This is a genomic window from Aquimarina agarivorans (assembly GCF_000218485.1).
GTDB classification, from domain to species: Bacteria; Bacteroidota; Bacteroidia; order Flavobacteriales; family Flavobacteriaceae; genus Aquimarina; species Aquimarina agarivorans.
Map to the genome: position 1 here is coordinate 26,204 of NZ_AFPB01000068.1, position 21,729 is coordinate 47,932.

14 protein-coding genes and 1 pseudogene are annotated in these 21,729 nt (G+C 31.5%); 11 read left to right on the forward strand and 4 right to left on the reverse strand.

What is annotated here, in order from left to right; genetic code table 11:
• Position 1: 1 nt before the first annotated feature.
• On the reverse strand, positions 2-610 hold the full coding sequence (gene pdxH / locus GMC_RS18890) for a pyridoxamine 5'-phosphate oxidase (protein WP_010520777.1): 609 nt from the start codon (positions 608-610) through the stop codon (positions 2-4).
• Positions 611-612: 2 nt separating this feature from the next.
• A complete protein-coding gene (locus tag GMC_RS0103205; RefSeq protein ID WP_010520778.1) occupies positions 613-3,018 on the reverse strand; it encodes a heavy metal translocating P-type ATPase in 2,406 nt (801 codons plus the stop codon).
• A 900-nt stretch (positions 3,019-3,918) separates the two neighbouring features.
• On the opposite strand from GMC_RS0103205, the gene GMC_RS0103210 reads away from it, so the two are divergent.
• The 8 genes and pseudogenes from GMC_RS0103210 to GMC_RS0103245 all read left to right on the forward strand — a co-directional run bounded on the left by GMC_RS0103210 (position 3,919) and on the right by GMC_RS0103245 (position 14,779).
• Positions 3,919-5,424: a pyridoxal phosphate-dependent decarboxylase family protein gene (locus GMC_RS0103210; RefSeq protein WP_010520779.1), complete on the forward strand. Its 1,506-nt coding sequence runs from the start codon at positions 3,919-3,921 to the stop codon at positions 5,422-5,424.
• A gap of 15 nt (positions 5,425-5,439) precedes the next feature.
• Positions 5,440-6,771: a lysine N(6)-hydroxylase/L-ornithine N(5)-oxygenase family protein gene (locus GMC_RS0103215; protein ID WP_010520780.1), complete on the forward strand. Its 1,332-nt coding sequence runs from the start codon at positions 5,440-5,442 to the stop codon at positions 6,769-6,771.
• A complete protein-coding gene (locus GMC_RS0103220) occupies positions 6,771-7,964 on the forward strand; it encodes an MFS transporter (protein WP_238527907.1) in 1,194 nt (397 codons plus the stop codon). The genes GMC_RS0103215 and GMC_RS0103220 overlap by 1 nt, the downstream gene beginning before the upstream one ends.
• Positions 7,965-7,978: 14 nt before the next feature.
• Complete coding sequence (locus GMC_RS0103225; protein ID WP_010520782.1) at positions 7,979-10,408, forward strand: GNAT family N-acetyltransferase; 2,430 nt, start codon at positions 7,979-7,981, stop codon at positions 10,406-10,408.
• Between the two features lie 12 nt (positions 10,409-10,420).
• Positions 10,421-11,047, forward strand: a complete 627-nt coding sequence (locus GMC_RS21880; RefSeq protein ID WP_202945878.1) for a GNAT family N-acetyltransferase — start codon at positions 10,421-10,423, stop codon at positions 11,045-11,047.
• 268 nt (positions 11,048-11,315) lie between these two features.
• Positions 11,316-12,799: pseudogene (locus GMC_RS18895) on the forward strand (IucA/IucC family protein).
• Positions 12,800-12,824: 25 nt separating this feature from the next.
• Complete coding sequence (locus GMC_RS0103240; RefSeq protein WP_010520783.1) at positions 12,825-13,943, forward strand: heparan-alpha-glucosaminide N-acetyltransferase domain-containing protein; 1,119 nt, start codon at positions 12,825-12,827, stop codon at positions 13,941-13,943.
• Positions 13,940-14,779 (forward strand): crotonase/enoyl-CoA hydratase family protein, encoded by an 840-nt coding sequence (locus GMC_RS0103245; RefSeq protein ID WP_010520784.1) that lies wholly within the window; start codon positions 13,940-13,942, stop codon positions 14,777-14,779. Before GMC_RS0103240 ends, GMC_RS0103245 begins: the two co-directional genes overlap by 4 nt.
• 157 nt (positions 14,780-14,936) lie before the next feature.
• On the opposite strand, the gene GMC_RS0103250 is transcribed toward GMC_RS0103245, so the two are convergent.
• Complete coding sequence (locus GMC_RS0103250) at positions 14,937-15,935, reverse strand: helix-turn-helix domain-containing protein (RefSeq protein ID WP_010520785.1); 999 nt, start codon at positions 15,933-15,935, stop codon at positions 14,937-14,939.
• Positions 15,936-16,103: 168 nt separating this feature from the next.
• On the opposite strand from GMC_RS0103250, the gene GMC_RS0103255 reads away from it, so the two are divergent.
• The 3 genes from GMC_RS0103255 (at position 16,104) to GMC_RS0103265 (ending at position 21,012) form a co-directional block, all read left to right on the forward strand.
• Complete coding sequence (locus GMC_RS0103255; RefSeq protein WP_238527908.1) at positions 16,104-18,410, forward strand: TonB-dependent receptor; 2,307 nt, start codon at positions 16,104-16,106, stop codon at positions 18,408-18,410.
• A gap of 32 nt (positions 18,411-18,442) precedes the next feature.
• Complete coding sequence (locus GMC_RS0103260; RefSeq protein WP_010520787.1) at positions 18,443-19,810, forward strand: DUF4374 domain-containing protein; 1,368 nt, start codon at positions 18,443-18,445, stop codon at positions 19,808-19,810.
• Between the two features lie 83 nt (positions 19,811-19,893).
• Positions 19,894-21,012: a PepSY-associated TM helix domain-containing protein gene (locus tag GMC_RS0103265; protein WP_029489576.1), complete on the forward strand. Its 1,119-nt coding sequence runs from the start codon at positions 19,894-19,896 to the stop codon at positions 21,010-21,012.
• A gap of 81 nt (positions 21,013-21,093) precedes the next feature.
• Here GMC_RS0103265 and GMC_RS0103270 read toward each other — a convergent pair whose 3' ends face one another.
• A complete protein-coding gene (locus tag GMC_RS0103270) occupies positions 21,094-21,729 on the reverse strand; it encodes a rhodanese-like domain-containing protein (RefSeq protein WP_010520789.1) in 636 nt (211 codons plus the stop codon).

The window sequence follows — 21,729 nt, forward strand, 5'->3', positions numbered from 1 at the left end:
TTTAAAAATCATTTTTTTCGTAATGCGTTGTAACACCCCAAAAAAAGTTGCTTTGTAGCTTATAGCTTGTTATTAATTGTGTTTGTTGACTTTCTTTTGTAAAAAATTGGATGATTTCAGGAAAGACTTTATATCCACCCCAATGTTCAGGTTTTGAAACGGGCTTGTCATTAAACTTTTTTTCATAAAACTGAAGTGCAACTTCTAAATCTTCTCTACTAAATATTACCTCACTTTGTTCGGAAGCCCAAGCTCCTAATTGACTACCAGTGGGACGGTTTTCAAAATAGGCTTCAGAAATAAATTTTTCAATTTTAATAGCGCGACCTGTTATACAAACTTCTTTATCTGCCATACTCCAATCAAAAGAAAGACAGACGCTATTATTATTGTCTATAGCTTTTCCTTTTTCACTTTTATAATTGGTGTAAAACAGAAAGCCTTCCCAATCAAATTGTTTTAATAAAACCACTCTGCTTTTAGGAAGTCTATTTTTACCAATAGTAGCTAATGACATTGCGTTGACTTCGATTTCAGGATATGCATTTTTCACACTATAAAACCAATTATTAAAATGTTGCATTGGATTAGGATCGGCAAAATTTATCATAGCTATTTTTTTAAAATTTTATTTCCAAAATAATAAGTGCTCAGTGTTGTAAAAACAACAATACTAATAGAACTCAAGGGCATTAATATGGCTGCAACAATAGGCTTTAAATGTCCTGTAACAGCAAATGAAAGCCCGATTAAGTTATAAAATAGGGACAGTATAAAACTCCATTTAATAATTTGTGTTCCTTTATTTGAAAGTTTAAAAAACTGTGGAATATTCTTAAATTTCGAGGCATCCAAAATACCATCACAAGCTGGAGAAAATACATTTACATTTTCTGAAATGGCAATGCCTATATCACTTTGTTTAATCGCTCCAGCATCGTTTAAGCCATCTCCTATCATCATCACATTTTTACCCTGTGCTTGTAATTTTTTAATAAAATTGAGTTTATCTTCTGGTTTTTGATTGAAAAACAATTTGGTATTTGTAGGGACTAATTTTTCTAAAGTTGATTTTTCTCCAGCATTATCTCCAGAGAGCACCATTACCTCTTTGGTTTGCGATAAGCTTTTAAATACTTCGGTTATTTCTTTTCGATATTCATTATGGAAAACATAAAAGCCTTTATAGTGGTTATTACTACTGATATGAACGGTGGTTTTTGAAGGACTTTTTTCGTTTGATTTGGCAAGTATTTCTTCTTTGGTAACAAAAGCATAACTTCCTGCTTTAATTGTATGTGAGCTAGCTGTGGCTTTGACTCCTTCACCTATGCGTTCTGAAAAATCGTCTAAAGTACTAATGTTATTTTTTTCTAAAATAGCATATAACGATCGACTTAATGGGTGATTTGAAACTCTTAGTGTACTGTATAGTAATTGCTCTTCATCCGCAGTTAACGGGATTCCTTCGTAAGTAATTATATTATTATGGTTATGTGTTAGTGTTCCTGTTTTATCAAAAACCACCGTGTCGACCAAAGCCATTTTTTCGAGTACGTTTGCTTCTTTTAGGTAGTACTTTTCTTTACCAAAAAAACGTAATAAATTCCCTAAAGTAAATGGTGCAGCAAGTGCTATAGCGCAAGGACAAGCTACAATGAGTACTGCTGTAAATACATTTAATGCCTTACTAGGATCGTAAACCAACCAAAAAATACAAGCTAAAAAAGCAATACTTAAAATTCCAACTGTAAAACGTTTGCTTATACTATCCGTAATAGTTTCAAAAGGAGTTTGTTGTTGATTGTTAAATACATCTTTACTCCATAATTGAGTTAAATAACTTAGCTCTACAGGTTTAAGGACTTTTAATTCAATAATCCCTGCTTGTTGTTTCCCGCCAGCAAAGACTTTATCTCCTGATATTTTAGTAACAGGAATAGCTTCACCAGTTACAAAGCTGTAATCAATAAGACCGTTTCCTTTTAATAAAATAGCGTCTACAGGAATTAGCTCGGAATTACGGATTATAATTCGATCGCCTTTTTTGAGTTCGTAAACTGGTGTTTGCTCTTCCGTTTTTTTAGCTGTAGCTGAATTAATAATCCGAGTAATCGCTATTGGGAAATAGGATTTATAATCTCTTTCAAAAGACAAAAAGGAATAGGTTTTTTGCTGAAAAAATTTACCTAATAACAAAAAGAAAACTAAGCCTGAAAGACTATCAAAAAAGCCAGTTCCCCAATCCATTACAATTTCTAAAGTTGAACGGATAAACAGTACCGAGATACCCAGTGCTATAGGAATATTAATATTCAATATTTTAGAGCGTAGACCTTTAATAGCGCTAACAAAATAGTCGCGACTACTATAAAAAACTACGGGCAGCGAAAAAGCAAACATTAACCAACGGAAAACGTGTTTGAATTTTTCTAACCAAAATTCAGTAACCTCAAAATACTCGGGAAAAGAAAGAAACATAATATTTCCAAAAGCGAAACCTGCAACTCCTAATTTGTAAATTAAAGAGTAGTCTTTGGCACTTGATTTAGCATTAAAATTTTCTAAAGAAATATAAGGTTCGTAACCAATCTTACACAAGAGTAGTACTACTTTTTTTAAATCTAAAACATCGGAATCAAAAGTAATCCGTACTGTTTTTTCAGGGAAATTTACTTGTGATGTTTTTATGTTTGAATTTAACTTGTTTAGGTTTTCCAATACCCAAATACAAGAACTACAATGTATTGATGGAATTAAAAAAGAAGCAATTTGTGTGTTTTGCTCATCAAATTCTAGAAATTTTGTAGCAATTTCTTTATTGTCTAAAAAGTCAAATTTCCCTTCAATTTGTAATGGACTAATTCCAGGAGTTTGCTCTAAATCGTAGTAATAGGATAAGTCGTTATCATTTAAAATATCAAAAACCGTTTTGCAGCCGTGACAACAAAAATTCTTTTGTTGATGCGCTATTACATTGTCTAAACAAGGGTCTCCACAGTGAAAACAGGTTTCCATATTATACTAATTTGCTCTATATACCTCGAACAAATTTGGTCTTTATGGATGTTTTAAAATATGATATTTATCAGGTTTTAAAAAAGTAAAGCAAGAAAGATACAAAGGGATATTATTTATATCGCCTTTCAGATTTTGGACAAATAGACTTAGGTAAACTGATCATTACTTCTATTCCTTTGGATAGAGAAAATATGGAAGAGTATTTTAGTAAATAAATAAAACTATCAAGGTTAGTTGGTTTATGGTTAATTCAGTATTACAGAAGAATTTTGATACTGAATATTTTTCTATTTTGTTTACTAATAGAGTACATTACTACCAAATTTATTGGGTAGTCCATTATGTTATTCAAGTAGTAATAAGTATATAATTCTATTGTAGTTGTATGTATTCATCATTACATACAACTGATACAACTCAACACAGATAGTTGTATGTAAAACATTTAGTTACTTTGACGCACTTTCTTTTCTAATGCAATATGTTGAACTAAACCTCCTTACCAGTCGTGAGCTTTTTACTACCTTGAAAGGTCAAATATTAAAATTTGTTATTATGATTTCAAAAAAAAGTAACACTAGTTGATGAAGCTTTAGCTAAAGTACCTCATTTTAAAGAATTACACGATAGATTACTTCGAGATTTTACCTTGATGAACCCTTTATTATTAGTTGAGAAAGTTTTCAGAATTATTTGAAAATAAATGGAGTTGACAATATAGAAAAACAAGTTGTAAAAATCAGTACAATTGAATTAATCTTGTTTAATTATTTGCACAAATATTTATTCAATACCCAAAAACTAATCTCCCGTCATTTTTAATCCAGTTTTCGTCATATAATTCCTTTTTATCTAATCTAAATTTGTAAAAACTTATTTAGATTAAATAAAAACAAAATGCTAACACAGCCTCAAACTATTCTTAAAGAAGCAACTACAATTGATGCTTTTTTTGGTACAGCCTCTAAAGAGGTTTACAATAAGTACATCGAAAAAACTACCCGCTGTATAGACTCATTTCTTGAAAACAACAATTTTTATAGTGGTGAAACACCGTCCAATCTTCGGTCAAAGGGAAAAATGATTAAAGCTGAAGCAGAAATAGCTTTAAGTTTGGATGAAGCTCTTAGTGAAATAAAGGAATTGTACTTAGATCATGCTATTTCTTTTCATAATCCCAATTACGTAGCACATTTAAATTGTCCAGTTCTCATTCCAGCATTAGTTGGTGATATGATTGCTTCAGCAGTAAATACAGCTGTTGAAACATGGGATCAGAGTACTTCAGCTACTTTAATTGAGCAAGAAATGATTCGGTGGATAAATACTATTATAGGTTATGATTGCCATGCTGATGGGGTTTTTACAAGTGGAGGAACACAATCTAATTTCATGGCACTATTAATGGCAAGAGATCATTATGCATATAAAAATTATGGGATAAATATTAAACAAAATGGATGGTCAGAAGTAGTAAGTAAATTCAGAATATTTTGCTCAGAGAAAGCACATTTTAGCATGAAGAAAAATGCAGCTTTATTAGGAATGGGATATGATGCCGTTATTCCTGTAAAAACTGATGAAAGAATGAAAATGGATGCTTCTTCTCTAGTTTTTGAAATTGAAAGAGAAAAACAAAAAGGGAATATCCCCATAGCCATAGTTGCTACGGTAGGAACTACTGATTTTGGAAGTTTTGATCCTATTCAAGTCATAAGCAAAATAGCTAAGGAAGAAGATGTTTGGTTTCATATCGATGGGGCTTATGGAGGTTGTTATAAATTAACTGAAACTCATAAAAAAGTTTTAGAAGGCATGGAATTTGCTGATTCCATAACCGTAGACTTTCATAAAACTTTCTTTCAACCCGTATGTTCTAGTGCCTTTTTAGCTAAAAATAAACAGTATTTTCAATATGTTTCATATTACGCAGATTATTTAAACCCGTTAGAAAACAGGAATGATAAATGTCCTGATCTTATTGAAAAATCAATACAAACCACAAGGAGATTTGATGCTTTAAAGTTATGGTTTACTTTAAAAATGACTAGCGAAAGTACTTTAGCTTCATATTTAGAAAAAGTACACTTTTTAGCCTTGGATTTATACCATAGTTTGAAAGATGATCCTTGTTTTGAATTAATTCACAAACCAGAGCTAAGTACACTTGTTTTTCGATATAAAGTACATGGTATTCATGATGATCAATTGCAAGATACCGTAAACCTATATATTAAAAACACACTTTTTAAAACAGGTCAAGCTTCTGTAGCAAGCACTAAATATGAAGGAAAAATATTTCTGAAATTCACACTCCTTAACCCTTCATCTACCATTCAAGACCTTTTAAATATTATAGGTATGATCAAAGAAAAAGGCAAAGAATACAGAACCTCAAACTAAAGAAAGACATAAACGATGGAAATAAATAAAAATGAAATATTAGATTTTGTTGCCGTAGGCGTAGGTCCTTTTAACTTAGGCTTGGCTTGCTTAACAGAGCCTATAGAAAATCTAAAGGGTATTTTTTTAGATAAAAGCGAACGTTTCAATTGGCATCCAGGAATGTTAATGGAATACACTACATTACAGATTCCCTTTATGGCAGATTTAGTAACACTAGCTGATCCTACAAATCCTTATAGTCTTCTAAATTACATAAAACAACAAGGGAGAATTTATTCTTTTTACATCAAAGAAAACTTTCTTTTACTGCGTAACGAGTATAATCAGTATTGCCAATGGGTAGTTAAAAATCTATCAAATATTCAATTTCAAACAGAGGTCAAAGAAATTGTATACAATGAAAATGGCGCATACTATGAGGTAATCGTTTCTAATACAAAAACTGCTGAAAAAAGTATTTTTAAAACGAAAAAAATTGTATTAGGTACAGGTACACAACCCTGTATTCCAGAATGTTGTGAAAATTTGAAGAAAACAGCAGTTCATTCTTCATCTTATTTGAAAAATAAGAAACAATTACAACAAAAAAAGTCCATTACCATTGTAGGAAGTGGTCAAAGTGCGGCTGAAATTTTTTACGACCTCTTACAAGATATTGATGTGTATGGTTATGAATTAAATTGGATTACGCGTTCCTCTCGTTTTTTTCCAATGGAATATGCTAAGCTTACGCTAGAAATGACTTCTCCTGAGTATGTAGACTATTTTTACAATTTACCTGCTAACAAAAGAGATCAATTAAACAAAAGTCAGAAGAATTTATATAAAGGAATCAATGAAGATTTAATAGGTGAAATTTTTGACCTTATGTATGCTAAAAGATTAATAAGTGATGTAAAAATTAATCTCCGTACAAATTCAGAATTGAAAAAAGCAGATTACGATCCTGCATTAGAAAGCTTTTACCTGGAATTACATCAGACAGAACAAGACAAATATTACCAATATAAAACAGAAGGTTTAGTTTTAGCTACAGGCTATGCTTACCAGCAACCCCATTGCATAAGTAGTATTTTAGATCGAATTAAATGGGACGATCAAGGTAGGTATGATGTGAACCGTAATTACAGTATTGATGTAGAAGGAAATGAAATTTTTGTACAAAATGCAGAATTACACACCCATGGATTTATTACTCCCGATTTAGGAATGGCATGTTATCGCAACTCCTACATTATTAAAGAAATAACAGGGAGAGATCATTACGCTATAGAAAAGCGTATTGCTTTCCAACAATTTGGAGTAACCGAAGAAGAAGAAATTAAAATACCACAATCTCTTTAATGAAAAAACTACTTATCATAATGACCTTAGTAGCTGTAGTGAGTGATTACTTATTGCATCCTTTTTACCCCCAGTTTTTTGAGGCTCGTTTTGGCATCACCGATCCTAAACATGTAGGTTATTACTTTGGGGCTATTTGTTTTATGGTCATGATTGCTTTTCCTTTTTGGGCATACGTTTCTAAAAAAGTAGCAGAGTTACATATTTTAATCTATACACAATTCATTGCAGGACTTTTAGCACTATACTGTTTCTGGACTACTTCTTATATTAATTTTTGGACGGTATCACTAATCATGATTCTCTTCAAAGGAAGTTATTTATTAGTCTACCCTTATATTTTAAAAATAATTACTAAAGAAGAACATCCTTCCACAATTGGTCTTTTATCAGTCGTAGTTCACTTAGGTGGAATTTTTGGAGCTGTAATTGGTGGACTTACAGTTGATCTAATTGATGCGAGTAATATTTTTTTGTTTATGGCTTTAGGTGATTTTATTCAAATGGGAATGAGTGCTTATTTGCTAAAAAGTAAACGTTACAATACCAACATAATAGTAGAAGAAACAAAGACGGATACTGATCAAAAATTAATGCCTAAAGGCTTCATTCTAAAAGTGGGTTTAATTACGATGATTTTGTATTTCAGTGACTTCTTAATTCGTCCTTTCTTTTCCAGGTATTGGGAAAGCATTTCAGCATTAGATAGTAAGCTAATTTCAGGACTTATCTATGCCATACCTGGTTTTGTAGCATTAATCGCTTTATGGATAAATAATAGAAACCAATCTAAAAAACATCGTATTGTATCTGTATTGCTTTTAGGAGTTATTGGATTGATTTTTCAAGGAATTCCGACCGAAGCTACCGTAATTATTGGACGTTTAATTTATGGATGGGCTATTTTTCAAGGAGTAGTACAATTTGATGTATTACTCTTTGAAGTAAGTACTCCTGAATCTTATGCTTTAGACTACAGTAAAGTACATTTTTGCCAAAGTTTCGGAGTCCTAATAGCTTCTTTTTCTGTAGGAATTTTGGTCGAAAACCAAGGGTTGAAAATTCCTTTTTTAATTGCAATTATAGGATTTCTATTAACTACACTGGTATATATACTTCTCTTTAAAGTAAAATTAAGTGTTTTTACAAGCAAGAAGAGTCTATCCTTTATAAAAAAACTTCCTAATAACTAGTGAAAAACGTATAAATGAAAGAACAAGCGCATATCATATATAATCAGTCTGTAAAGGAGTTTGGAAACTTAAGTATTCGTGCTTTTAATGTTGCGACAGATAGTGAAATGCTTCTCGATTGGGTGAATCGGGATTATGCTGTTTTCTGGGGAATGCAAAATGCTACACTAGTAACAGTAGAAAAAGAATATAAATCATTCACACAGCGAAAGCATTATGATGTTTTTGTAGGCATCTACAAAGATCACCCTGCTTTTGTTTTAGAGCGTTATAATCCGAACTTCGATATAATCAATGATTACTATACACCTCAACAAGGAGATTGCGGAATTCATGTAATCGTTGCACCACCTTCCAGTAAAAAAACGCCCAATTTTACCTGGCATCTATTTTCATTTATAATGGATTTTGTTTTTCAAAACCCTCTAATCACACGGATTTTGGTTGAACCCGATATTCGGAATAAAAAGATGTTTGCGTTGTGCCAACGTATCGGCTTTCAACTGGATAAAGTTGTTGAGCTTCCTCATAAAACAGCACAATTGGCTTTTTTGGAAAAAACTCAGTATCAAAAACTAAAAAAAATATCTAAATTAAATAAACGAAGCACTATGAATACATTAGATAATTCGGTTTCGCCACAGCAATCTATAGCTCATTTACAACCTAAAGTTTGGGAAAGGGTAAATAGCGCTTTAATTAAAAAGTCAATCTGCGAATTTAGTCATGAATTGCTTATTACACCAATCAAAACTAAAGTATTAGCTAATGGCTGGAATAGCTATAGTTTACAAGCTGATCACTCTGGTACAACTTATACATTTAAAGCAAAACCATTAGCACTTCGGCATCTTTTAATCAAAACAAATTCAATAAAAAAGCAAGTATCAGGAATTGAGGAGAAATTAGACGCTATTGTTTTTATTAAAGAATTTAAAAAACAATTAGGTATCGATGCTAAAAAAATGCCTGTTTATTTAGAAGAAATCATTAGTACACTTTACGGTAGTGCCTTTAAAATTAGTAAAGGAAACCCTGAAGTATCAGAATTAGCTCATGCCGATTTTCAAACTATAGAACAGTCCATGACCGAAGGTCATCCGGGATTCATTGCTAATAACGGACGTATTGGTTTTGATAGTAGTGACTACCGATCGTATGCTCCCGAAGCGGGAAACACATTTCATATTATATGGCTAGCAGGTCATAAGAGTCAGGCGGTATATGCTTCTTTAGAAGATTTACCTTATGACACTCTTATAAAACAAGAACTAGACGCAAATACGATTGATGCTTTTAATACAGTATTGAAAAATAAGGGCTTAAATCCTGAAGATTATTTATTTATACCGATGCATCCTTGGCAGTGGTTTAATAAGCTGGCTAATATTTTTTCACCAGAAATTGCCACTCAAAATTTAATTTGCTTAGGCTATGGACCTGATCAATATATGGCACAGCAATCTATACGTACGTTATTCAACACTTCCTTCCCTACCAAATTCTACACAAAAACAGCCTTGTCTATTTTAAATATGGGCTTTATGAGAGGTTTACCACTTTACTATTTAGGTACTGCTCCCAAAATGGCTGTTTGGTTAGAAGCACTATTGTACTCTGATCCGTTTATACAAGAAACAGGATTTAGAATGCTCAGTGAAGTCGCCTCTGTAAGTTATGTAAATCCTTATTTTGAAGAATTTGGCGTACATAATGATTATAACAAAATGTTAGCTTCGTTGTGGAGAGAAAGCCCTATTTCTGCTATTAACGAAAATGAAAAGCCAGTCACTATGGCTTCGTTTTTACATATTGATGATAAAGGAAATGCTTTGTTGCCTGAATTTATTAAAACTTCTGGACTATCAACAGAGGACTGGTTACGCAACTATTTTAAAGCCTACTTAAGCCCTTTATTGCATTGTTTTTATCATTTTGACTTGGTATTTATGCCACATGGTGAAAATATAATTATAGTAATGGAAAATAATATTCCTGTTAAAATTTTACTTAAAGATATTACGGAAGAAGCCTGTATTTTAAGTGCAGAAGTAAGCTTACCACCTCACTTAAAACGGATGTATGCTGAAGTACCTGAAGATGTAAAATTACTATCCATTTTTACAGATATTTTTGATGGGTTCTTTCGTTTTATGTCGTCTATTTTAGAAGAGCATCTTAATTTTTCAGAAGATAAATTTTGGGAATTAGTAGCATCAACAATACATGAATATCAAAATCGCTACCCTGAACATAAGACCAAGTTTGCGCAGTACGATTTATTTGCTCCAGACTTTCATCTTTCGTGTCTTAATAGGCTTCAGCTAAATGACAATAAGCAAATGATAGATTTAGATGATCCTGTGGCTTTATTACAATTTGCAGGAATATTAAGAAACCCTATTGCTACTTTCAAAAAAGAAAATGCTGTACAATCTATTTAAAAACAACATGTAATGGTTTATTCAAAAATTATTGATGGTTTTGGAGAAATTCAGTTACGAGAACTGGATTTGGAAAAGGATGCCTTATTACTTCATGGTTGGGTAACAATGCCTTACGCTCATTATTGGGGAATGCAAAAAAGTACTATTGAAGAAGTATATAAAGAATACGAAGCATTAAGCCAATCAGCCGATCATAAAGCATTTGTAGGCATGTATAGAAATCAGCCTATTTTTTTAATGGAAAAATATAAAGCTTCCGAAAATGAAATAGCGAAGTATTATGATTGTAGCGAAGGAGATTATGGGATGCATGTATTAGTTGCTCCGCTAAAACGGAAAATACCCCATTTTACCTGGTATATTTTCACAACCATTTTAGAATATTTTTTTAGTGATATTACTATTCAAAGAATAGTAGTTGAGCCTGATGTAAATAATGATAAAATTCATGTGCTTAATAAAAAAGCAGGGTTTAGGTATCATTCAGAAATTCAATTACCTCATAAAAAAGCAGCATTAGCATTTTGTGATCGTATTAGTTACAACAAAGCACTAGTTCAGATCTCGAATAGTGAAGAAATAGAGGAAAAAAAGATCAACCATCTTGAAGCTAAAATTTGGAAAAAAAGTGAATAAAAGTTTGGTAAAAAAGGCAATTAGCGAATTTTCACATGAACTACTTTTGCAACCAAAATTAATTTCTACAATAAATAAAACACACACCTATCAGCTTGATGTTGAGAATTGTGATATTAACTATTTTTTTGAAGCGGAACGATTGTATTTAGATCACTGGGAACTTAATGAAAAAACACTGCGAAAAGAAAAAAATGGAATTCCGGTTCAAATTAATGCGATAGAATTTATCTTGGAATTTAAAGAGGTTTTAGGAATTCCTCAACACATGTTACAAACTTATCTAGAAGAAATAACAAGTACACTTTCAGGCGCATGTTATAAACGTAAACATCAAAAGTATACATCCAAAGAATTGGTAAATCAAAACTTTCAAGAAATAGAGCATGCGTTATCGGAAGGGCATCCATGCTTTGTAGCAAATAATGGACGTATTGGTTTTAATGCCGATGAATATCTTAAATACGCTCCTGAGGCGGATCAACCATTTCAAATTATTTGGTTGGCAGGTAAAAAAGATCGAACTACTTTTAGTTCAGTTTCAGGATATGAATATCGGACTTTAATGCATCAAGAGCTTGGTGTTAAAAAGATTACAAAATTCAATACTAAACTAGAATCTTTAGGTTTAAGTGTTGAATCTTACATTTTCATTCCCGTGCACCCTTGGCAATGGAATAATAAACTCATTCACATTTTTGCCAATGATATTGCGAATGCGGATTTAGTCTATCTAGGAAAAAGTAATGATTTATTTTCTGCACAACAATCTATAAGAACGCTATATAATATTTCAAATCCTAAAAAATTATATACTAAAACAGCACTTTCTATATTAAATATGGGCTTTATGAGGGGGTTGTCTCCTTACTATATGCAAAGTACCCCTCCTATAACTAAATGGATTACGAGCCTATTTGAAAATGATGCATATCTAATGGAAAAGAAATTTACCATGCTAGGAGAAGTCGCTACAGTAGGTTATCGCAACTTAACTTTTGAGGCTTTAGGAAAATCAAGCGCACACAATAAAATGCTTTCGGCATTGTGGAGAGAAAGTCCTCATAGTAAAATTGAATCCAACCAACAATTAATGGCGATGGCATCTTTTCTTCACTTAGATACTAAAGGAGATGCTTTTGTATCGCAATTAATTAGTAAATCTCAATTAACTGGTAGTGATTGGATTATTAAATATTTAGATTGTTATCTAGCACCATTAGTACACTGTTTTTATAAATATGAACTTGTGTTTATGCCACATGGCGAAAATCTAATTATGGTGATGGAAAATCATATTCCTGTCAAAGTTTTAATGAAAGATATTACAGAAGAAGTTATTGTTTTTAATGAAGATTTAGCACTTCCTGAACACGTAGATCGTTTGTATACAAAAACTTCAGATAAAATGAAAGTGTTATCTGTTTTTACCGATGTATTTGATTCATTTTTAGGTTTTTATCTGCCATACTTCACAAACATACTTCGTGTACACAAGATGAATTTTGGAATCAGGTAGCTATTTGTGTTCAAAATTATCAAGAAGCACATCCTGAATTTCAATTTAAATACGAAAAATACGATTTGTTCACATCCGAATTTGACCGTTGTTGCTTAAACAGATTACAACTAAAAAACACTAAACATATGCTGGATTTAGCAGACCCTATAGAAAGTCTAGAACTCCACGGCACCTTAAAAAATCCCTTAACAAAATTTCGTATACCAAAACCTGAACTTCAGTATAACTAGGTAAAGGGTTTAAAAATCAAACATCATGGAAAACAAACAAAATAGAATTCTTGCTATTGATCTTGCAAGAGGGATTAGCGTATTAATGGTAATTATAGTGCATACGCTTTGGATGTATGCCGATGTGCCTACGCAGTCAAATACTTGGCTAGGAGAAGTCATTCATTTTATAGGAAAAGGAACTCCTATGTTTTTAATTGCTATGGGAGTTTCATTTACCTTATCTAGAAACCAAAGTATAGTACTGTCTATAAAAAGAGCTGGGTATATTTTAGCAATGGGATATTTTATGAACTTTCTAAAATTTGTAATCCCTACGGCGATAGGAATTGTACCCGATAACTTTATCCAAGCTTATGGTTGGGAAGCTCCTGCTACGTTTAGTAATATGATGTATATGCTTCGAACAGGTGATATTTTACAGTTAGCAGGTGTATCGTTGCTGTTTATGGGAGTAATTAATCGATTTTCTAAAAATAAATATGTGCCTTTAGCTATAGCTCTGGTAATTGCGCTTACCACAAAAATAGTACATGGTTACCGTCCTGGTATTACAGGAATTGACTATATCTTTGATTTATTATGGGGAGCAGAATGGACGGTTTATTTCGCCGTTTTCCCATGGTTTTCTTTTATTCTTATCGGGATGTTTTTTGGATTATGGTATAAAGAAAAAAACACAAGTACTAACTATATGTTTAATCGAATGGGGATAACAGGTGTAGCGCTTATGATGATAGGAGGAAGTTTATGTGTATATAATTTTGAATATCATTTTGGAGATTATTTTCACTTAGGGCCTGGAGGGACTATTTACTTGGCAGGTTTTAACCTTGTGTTACTTTGGATAGCAAATATTGTGGTGACTAAAATAAGCTACAATAAGGTATTCGAATTTTTCTTTTATTGCAGTAAACGGGTAACCACTATTTACGTAATCCAATGGACGATTATTTGTTGGGGAATGAGCATTTTTGGATATCAGCAATATGGAGTGATGGGAATTTTAGCATTACTGCCACTTACAATTGGGGTAACGCTTCTTATTCAGAAATTCGTTTTAGATAAGTTTTTGACCTCAAAAAAGAAAGTACAACCTGAAGAAGAAAAAGAAGAATTAGTCTTAAAAACACTACGAGGATGAGACAGTTTCATTGTGTTAACCTGGAATATTTTCCTAAAGAGCAAACGCTATTTTGGAAAATAAAAAATACTGGAATCCCTAATTTCTGTTTAAATGGGCTTAAAGAGTTTCAAGAATTTTGTTCGTGGGTAAAAGAATACTTTTCTCATCCTGATCGCCCTTTAAAATTTATCGTTTCAGGTTCCGAACATCAAGGTATTTATAATATGGGTGGAGATCTTCCTTTTTTTCTTGAGAATATTCAATCAGGGGATATTGAAAACTTAAGACAATATGCACATTTATGTGTTGATGCTATTTATAATATTTACACTTCTTTCGATCTCCCTGTGTTAACCATTGCTTTGGTCGAAGGGAAAGCTTACGGAGGTGGTTTTGAATGTGCTTTAGCTCATGATTATATCCTAGCTGTGGATGATGCGCAATTTGGTTTACCTGAAAATAAATTTAATCTTTTCCCAGGTATGGGTGCTTATAGTTTATTACACAGAAAACTAAGTACTGGTGATGCATCAGAAATTTTAAAAAGTGGACGTATTCTTGAAGTCAATTATTTAAAATCTTTAGGGCTTATAAATACTGTCTTTTCTAAAAAAGAAGAAGAAGGAGAGCTAGCAGCATTCAATTTCGTATCAAGATTAAATGAACATTTTAATTTTGAATATCATCATGCTCTATGTACAAAGAAAATATTTCCGTTAGATAAAAAAGAACTCCTTGAAATTACTAATATCTGGGTGGAAGCTTGTTTTAAAATAAAAAAGTTTGACTTGCGAAGAATGGAAATACTCGGCAATACGCAATTAAGAAAATCTAAGGCAATGACTATACATTAAATTTAAGGTTAATCAGATATTTCATGTTCATATTTACAAACCAACTACAAAAAAATATTTTTTTTGTATAAATTTTATTAGGAAAGCGTAATTAAGATATGTGATTTTTTTCTGCCGCAAGCAATAAAAGTAAAACAAGAGAAAACTTTGAAATTTTCTATAACAAAGCATCCCTATATTTTTTAGGAGTTTTCCCTGTTGTTTTTTTAAAGAAAGCGGTGAAATGAGTTGCATTTTTATACCCTACAGTTTCTGAAATTTCGTAAATGGGTTTTTTGCTATGTTTTAATAATTTTTTGGCAAGAAGTATACGTTGATCTGAAGCATATTCAAAAATCGTTTGATCAAAAATACGCTTAAACTCTTTTTTTATTACAAAATCATTTAAACCCACTTTGCGAGACAATTCTTGTATGGAGAGTTGAGTAGAAAGGTCAGAAAGAATGATTTTCTGAATTTCATACATTTTTTTAATCGTGTTTCTATTTATATTTTTAATTAAAGATCGTTCGTTAGTGTCAAGTTGTAAAGTGAGTAGCTCTAAAATTTTTGATTCTAAGAATAGTCTTTTTAACAGGCCTTCCTTAGTATCAGTTAAAATTTCAGACAGTATGCTTTGTTTTTTGGAGCATATTGTTGTTGTAAAGTTTTTTATCTTACTTAGTGTAAATTTTTCTTTGAGATCATATGCTCCATTTAAATTATACTTATCAATAAAATTGTCATCCATTCGGATTTTAACTTCTCTAAAAGGTTTATTCTTATGATAGGAAATTGCCCCTGAATTTTCAGAAATGTACAATAAGTAACACTCTTCACTTTCGTAAATTAAATCTTCAAAATTATTATCAAAGGTAATTATTTGCTCTCCTTCTAATAAAAAAGATAATTCAAGTGTACTGTATGCTCTAAGTCCTAATACATTGATGTCTTTTACAAGATTTACATCAGTAACACTTAAATACAATCCGTCAAACGTATAAAACTCAAAATACCCTTTACCGTAAGCTTCTTTAAACCGATACTTTTTATGAGTGATACCACAAGTGGATGTAGCACTAATTTCGAACAGTAAAGAGGACCAAAAACCCCTACAATCTCCTTCTGATTTTAAGAGTGTAGCATTGTAATTATTACGTCTTTTTTTATCCTGCATACGTCATTTTTATCCTTTTATAGGGCTTAATTTTGTACCTGTATTTATTTAGATCAAATATAAATAATACTTTATTTAAAGCGAATGATTTTCAAAAAAATGTGCCTTAACAACAAGAAAATTAACAAAGGGTTAGTATTCATAACTATTGTATTAAGTCCTCTGTTTTTGTTTAGTCAAACAGTATTAAAGGGGCAGATTTTAGATCAAAAATCTCAACCTATTGCAAGTGCTACAATTCAGGTTTTAGAGCAACAAAACAACTATGTAGTTAGTGATTTTGACGGAAAGTTTAATTTTCAAAATTTAGAATTAAAGAAATACATCTTTCAAATTAAAGCTATCGGCTATAAAAGTAAAAATGTAGTTTTTCAAGTTACCTCTTCTAATAATTTTTTAAAAATTGTTTTACAACAAGATATTACTGCTTTAGATGAAGTTGTGATTAATGGAAAAACAAAAGTAGATCTTATTAAAGAACAAGCTTTTGAAGTAGAAGCGTTAGAAATAAAACAACTTAAAAATGCAAGTGTAGATATTAATGGCATATTAGCAACGATACCAGGTGTTAACATTAGACAAAATGGAGGGCTTGGTTCTGACTTTAATTTTTCGCTTAATGGATTTTCAGGAAATCAGGTGAAATTTTTTATAGATGGAATACCACAGGATAATCTTGGAACGGCTTTGAGTTTTAATAATTTTCCTGCCACTTTAATAGATCGTGTTGAAGTTTACAAAGGTGTAGTTCCTGTGTTTTTAGGTGCTGACGCTTTAGGAGGAGCTATTAATATTATTAGCAATCAAGAGCAAAAAAACTTTCTGGATGTTTCTTACGATATAGGCTCTTTTAACACACATCGCGCCACGTTAAATGGGCATTATTACACCGATAAAGGATTTGCATTCCAGCTTTCATCATTTTTTAATTATTCAGATAATGATTACACCATTAATGGAAATGAATTCGGAAAAGAAGGTTTTGCTATTCGTGATGAGTTGGGTAACAATACGGGATTAAGAAGAAAAACAGCGAAACGTTTTCATGACGCCTACGAATCGCAAATGATACAGGCCAGAGTAGGATTTATTAATAAAAAGTTTGCCGATAAAATTCTTGTGGGGATTACAGCTGCAGCTAATGAAAATGAGATTCAGCATTCTCAGGATCCTGAAATCCCTTTTGGTGAAATGGAACGAAACGAAGAGGTATTTAGAGCATCTATTAATTTCCTTAAGGATTCATTATTAAATGGAAAACTAAAAGTAAAAGCATACGGAGAACTTGCAAGTATAAAAGCTATAAATATCGATACTTCATCTAGGCAATACAATTGGTTTGGTGAGTTTATCATAAGAAACGATAAGACAAGAGGAGAAAGAGGTGGTTCTAAAAGTATTTTAAGTTTAGATGATAGTCGAAGACTAATAAATACATCTTCTACCTATAAATTGGATAAGAATAATACTTCAAGTATTAACTATACTTATAACTATTTAGAAAGAAGCGGTAATGATCCACTAAATACTTTTACAACACCCTTTAAAACCCCACATAAAATTAACAAACATATTATAGGAGCTTCACATACATTTAATTTTTTCAACCAAAATCTACAGCTAACTGCTTTTGGTAAAAGTTTTTTCATTAATACTATAAGTGTAAATGAAGATGTATTTAATGATGATATTGATACTCGATTTTCTATTGTTAAAAATCGATACAAAGATTTTGGTTATGGATTTGCTTCTTCTTATAAAATTACCAAAGGACTTCAAGTGAAATTATCACATGAAAATACGATTAGAGTACCAGAAGGGTATGAGTTTTTTGGAGATGGTAATAACTTAATTGCTAATCCAAATTTGTTACCAGAAGAAAGTAAAAACACAAATGCGGGGCTATTATTTAATTATTCAAATAGGCTTATTAAGGTAAATTTAGATACTAATTTTTTTAGAAGAGATACGGATAATTTATTATTCCTGTCTTCTAGAGGAAATGTAGCTCAATACATCAATTTATCAAAAGTTTTAAATACAGGTTTTGAAACAGAAATTTTAATAAGAATATTTAATAAATTATCTGTAGGTGGTAATATAACCTATCAATATATAGAAGATAAAAACATAGATCAAAGGATTCCCAATATTCCGTATACTTTTGGGAATTTTAGTTTAGCATATACTTTAAAAAAGCTATTTCAGAGTTCAGGTATTCTCAATATAAATTTAAATAGTTTTTATGTAGAAGAGTTTCCGTTTCAGTCTTTTATAGATGGTAGTTCAGAAGAACGATTATTTATACCTCGACAGTTTTCACATAATTTGAATGTTTCATACAGTTTAAAAGATGGTCGGTACAATATATCATTTCTAATAAGTAATCTCACAAACGAAAGACTTTACGACAATTTTGCAATACAAAAGCCAGGTAGGGCTTTCTTTATAAAATTCAGACATAACCTTTTTTAAAATTAACAAGTACACAATTAAAAATTAATACCATGAAAATTATAGAATTAACAAAAAAAGCAATGTTGTTTTCATTATTGCTTATAGCATTTATAGCTTGTGAAGACGAAAAAAGTGAAATTATAAATAATGGGAACCCACCAGAAACACCACCTACAGCAGGAAATAAAATTTCTAAGTATGTTTTAGGTTTTTCGGCCTTACCAATAGGAGGTTCTAATTCAGTAGACTATATATTAAGTTTGCCTAATATAGAATCTCTTACCAAAGGAGAAATATCAATAGAAGGAAAAGGTACTCCATTAAAAGCTTGGAGGTTTTTTCATCAAGCAGGGAATACTGTTTTTTCTCCAGGTTATTCTGAAGATAAAAAAGCAATAGCTTTTCAACTTGACAATAATGGTGAGTTAGAAGAGGTTTCTAGTTTTACCTATCAAGCTACTCTTGATAATTTTTCAGCTGTAGATGATGAAACCTTAATAGGGGTTGAATTAAGCGGTGTTGCTCCTACAAATGAGGCCGGAACTATGTTTACGTCTGTTCCAGATCGTACTTTTTATATTGTAGATGCTAAGACAGGTAAGCTACAGAAAACAGTCGAACATCCTATCGATAGTAATTTAGGAGATGGAACTTTAGAAAATCCTCCTTATTTACCATGGGTAACTGGAATGGTTTTAAGAAATGGAAAACTGTTCGTTTCTTATCATAAACTATTTCCAGATAATAAATACAATCAGGCTGCTCCAGATAAAGCATGTATAGCTGTATTTGATTACCCTAGTTTTAAACTTGATAAATTAATTGAAGATGACCGATTAAGTGTACTAGGTATAAATGGTCACAGTACAGGAATAGAAAAAACAGAGACAGGAGATATTTATGCTTATGCAGCATCTTCAAAAGGAGCTAAAGCAGACGGAACAAAACCATCTGGAATTATTAGGATAAAGAACGGAAGTACAGACTTTGATAAAGATTACTTTTTTGATGTTGAAAATGCACCTAACGGAGGAAAAATATTTTGGATGGATTACATAGGTAATGGGAAAGCATTAGCAAGAATTATTCAAGACGATAGTTTACCTGAATGGGCGTTTTTTGCTGAACAAGGTCCTTTTTTCAAATTAGCAATAATCGATTTTAATAACAAAACAGTTACGGATGTTCAAGGTATTTCGGCACATGCTAATAGGTATACATCACCTCTTTTTGTTGAAGATGGTAAAGCCTATTTAAGCGCACGTGTTGGTAATCCTATTGGTATTGGAGCCACTACAGTTGCAGATGGAGAAGCACACATATACATTATTGATCCAGCAACGGCAACAGCTACAAAAGGCGCAAAGATCAATGGATTGTATGTTAAAGGAATCTTTAAGATTGATAATCAAAACTAGAACACCTAAACATAAACTTACATCAATCAATAATTTTAGCAAGTACTTTTTTTATGGTACTTGCTTCTATTTTTAATTTTACTATGAAAAAAAAGAACCTACGTAAAACTATTTTAAACATCCATAAAATTTTAGGATTAGTAACAGGCATAGTTCTTTTTATAGTGGCTATAACAGGCTGCTTATGGGCTTTTAAAGAAGAAATCGAAGGTTTTAGCGACACATACAAGAATGTAACTCCTAAAAAAGCGAATTTTTTATCAGCATCTACAATTAAGGCTATTGCCGAAAAAGAAATTCCTAATAAAGAAATTCATGGAGTGGTTTATGGTGCTAAAAATGAAGCCTTAGAAGTAATTTTTTATGAAGCTACCCCTAAACTTTTTTATCAAAGTTTATTTTTAAACCCTTATACAGGTGAAATTCTGAAACGTATAAATCACGATTCTGGTTTTTTTGCCTTTGTATTGAAGGGACATATACGATTATGGTTGCCTGAGGCAGTAGGATCTAGAATAGTATCTTATTCAATATTGCTGTTTTTTACAATTTTAATTACAGGTCTTTTTTTATGGTGGCCTAAGAAGAAAAAAAATAGAGCGCAACGTTATAAATTTCAATGGAAAGAAACCACCCGTTGGAAACGAAAGAATTTTGATTTACATACTATCATTGGCTTTTATATTTCTTCTTTTGCATTAATTTTTGCTTTTACAGGTTGTGTAATGGCTTTTAATTGGTTTTACTACATAGCATACAAAGCCACTGGAGGTAATAAGGATCCTCGTTTTGTAACCCCTAATAGTAAAAACATTCTTGCAGTAAATAATCAAAATACTTATGATCAGCTAATACCTCAATTATATGAAAAATATAAAGAAGCCAAGACTTTTGAACTTCACTATCCCTCTAGTGATAGTACTTCAATATTGGTAGAGATGAGTAATTCTAAAGGCTTATACTATAACATGGACTATCTGTTTTTTGATCAAAATACTTTAGAGGAAATAGAAACATATAGTATTTATGGTAAATACAAAAATGCAGATTTTGCAGACAAAGTTATACGTATGAATTATGACATACACATAGGTTCTATAGGTGGTATTTTAGGAAAGTTTATAGCTTTTTTTACCAGTTTAATATGTGCTTCCTTACCTGTGAGTGGAATTTTATTGTGGTATGGTAGAAGGTATAAATAGAATTTGCAAAACTAAAACATGATTTTGAAAACTAAATTTTATTGTTCAGTTGATAATAAATCAATAACCAAAAGGGTATGTTTATTTGTGTATTTCAATATTGGTTTTACGGATGGCTGCCATACCGCCGGCAATGTCAATAATATTATAAATTCCGTTTCTTTTCAAAATGGATGCAGCAATAACACTCCGGTATCCGCCTCCGCAATGGATATATGTAGTTTGGTCCTTTAGATCAAAAGTGTTTATAGTGCTCTTTAAATCGCTCAATGGTGCAAAGTTCGCATTTTTAATATGTCCATCGTTGTATTCATTAATCTTTCGAACATCAAAAACTGTAATGGGATCTTTTTTCAGTAGTGTTTCTAGTGCATCAGCAGGTATGGAGTGAATACTATCTGTTTGTAATTGTGCCAGTTCCCACATGTTATATCCTCCTTGCAAATACCCAATGATGTTTGTATAGTTAATATTTGCTAACTTTTCAATGGTTTCCAATTCCCTGCCAACGGGAGTAATTAGTGCTATTTGACTATTATTGTTGTCAATAAAAAGTTGCACCCAAGGTTCAAACAAACCATCTAGTCCAATAAAAATAGACTTTGGAATATGAGATTTTACAAATTCTGTTTGATGACGCACATCTAATACTACAGTATTTTTTTGATGTATTGCTTGTTGGAAATCGGAAATTGATAAGGCCTTAATTTGAGTCAT

Coding starts and splice junctions, on each gene's coding strand:
- GMC_RS0103225 (WP_010520782.1), top strand. CDS start 7,979: ATGAAAGAACAAGCGCATATCATATATAATCAGTCTGTAAAGGAGTTT.
- GMC_RS0103205 (WP_010520778.1), bottom strand. CDS start 3,018: ATGGAAACCTGTTTTCACTGTGGAGACCCTTGTTTAGACAATGTAATA.
- GMC_RS0103210 (WP_010520779.1), top strand. CDS start 3,919: ATGCTAACACAGCCTCAAACTATTCTTAAAGAAGCAACTACAATTGAT.
- GMC_RS0103270 (WP_010520789.1), bottom strand. CDS start 21,729: ATGACTCAAATTAAGGCCTTATCAATTTCCGATTTCCAACAAGCAATA.
- GMC_RS0103215 (WP_010520780.1), top strand. CDS start 5,440: ATGGAAATAAATAAAAATGAAATATTAGATTTTGTTGCCGTAGGCGTA.
- GMC_RS0103260 (WP_010520787.1), top strand. CDS start 18,443: ATGAAAATTATAGAATTAACAAAAAAAGCAATGTTGTTTTCATTATTG.
- GMC_RS0103240 (WP_010520783.1), top strand. CDS start 12,825: ATGGAAAACAAACAAAATAGAATTCTTGCTATTGATCTTGCAAGAGGG.
- GMC_RS0103265 (WP_029489576.1), top strand. CDS start 19,894: ATGAAAAAAAAGAACCTACGTAAAACTATTTTAAACATCCATAAAATT.
- GMC_RS0103220 (WP_238527907.1), top strand. CDS start 6,771: ATGAAAAAACTACTTATCATAATGACCTTAGTAGCTGTAGTGAGTGAT.
- pdxH (WP_010520777.1), bottom strand. CDS start 610: ATGATAAATTTTGCCGATCCTAATCCAATGCAACATTTTAATAATTGG.
- GMC_RS0103245 (WP_010520784.1), top strand. CDS start 13,940: ATGAGACAGTTTCATTGTGTTAACCTGGAATATTTTCCTAAAGAGCAA.
- GMC_RS0103250 (WP_010520785.1), bottom strand. CDS start 15,935: ATGCAGGATAAAAAAAGACGTAATAATTACAATGCTACACTCTTAAAA.
- GMC_RS21880 (WP_202945878.1), top strand. CDS start 10,421: ATGGTTTATTCAAAAATTATTGATGGTTTTGGAGAAATTCAGTTACGA.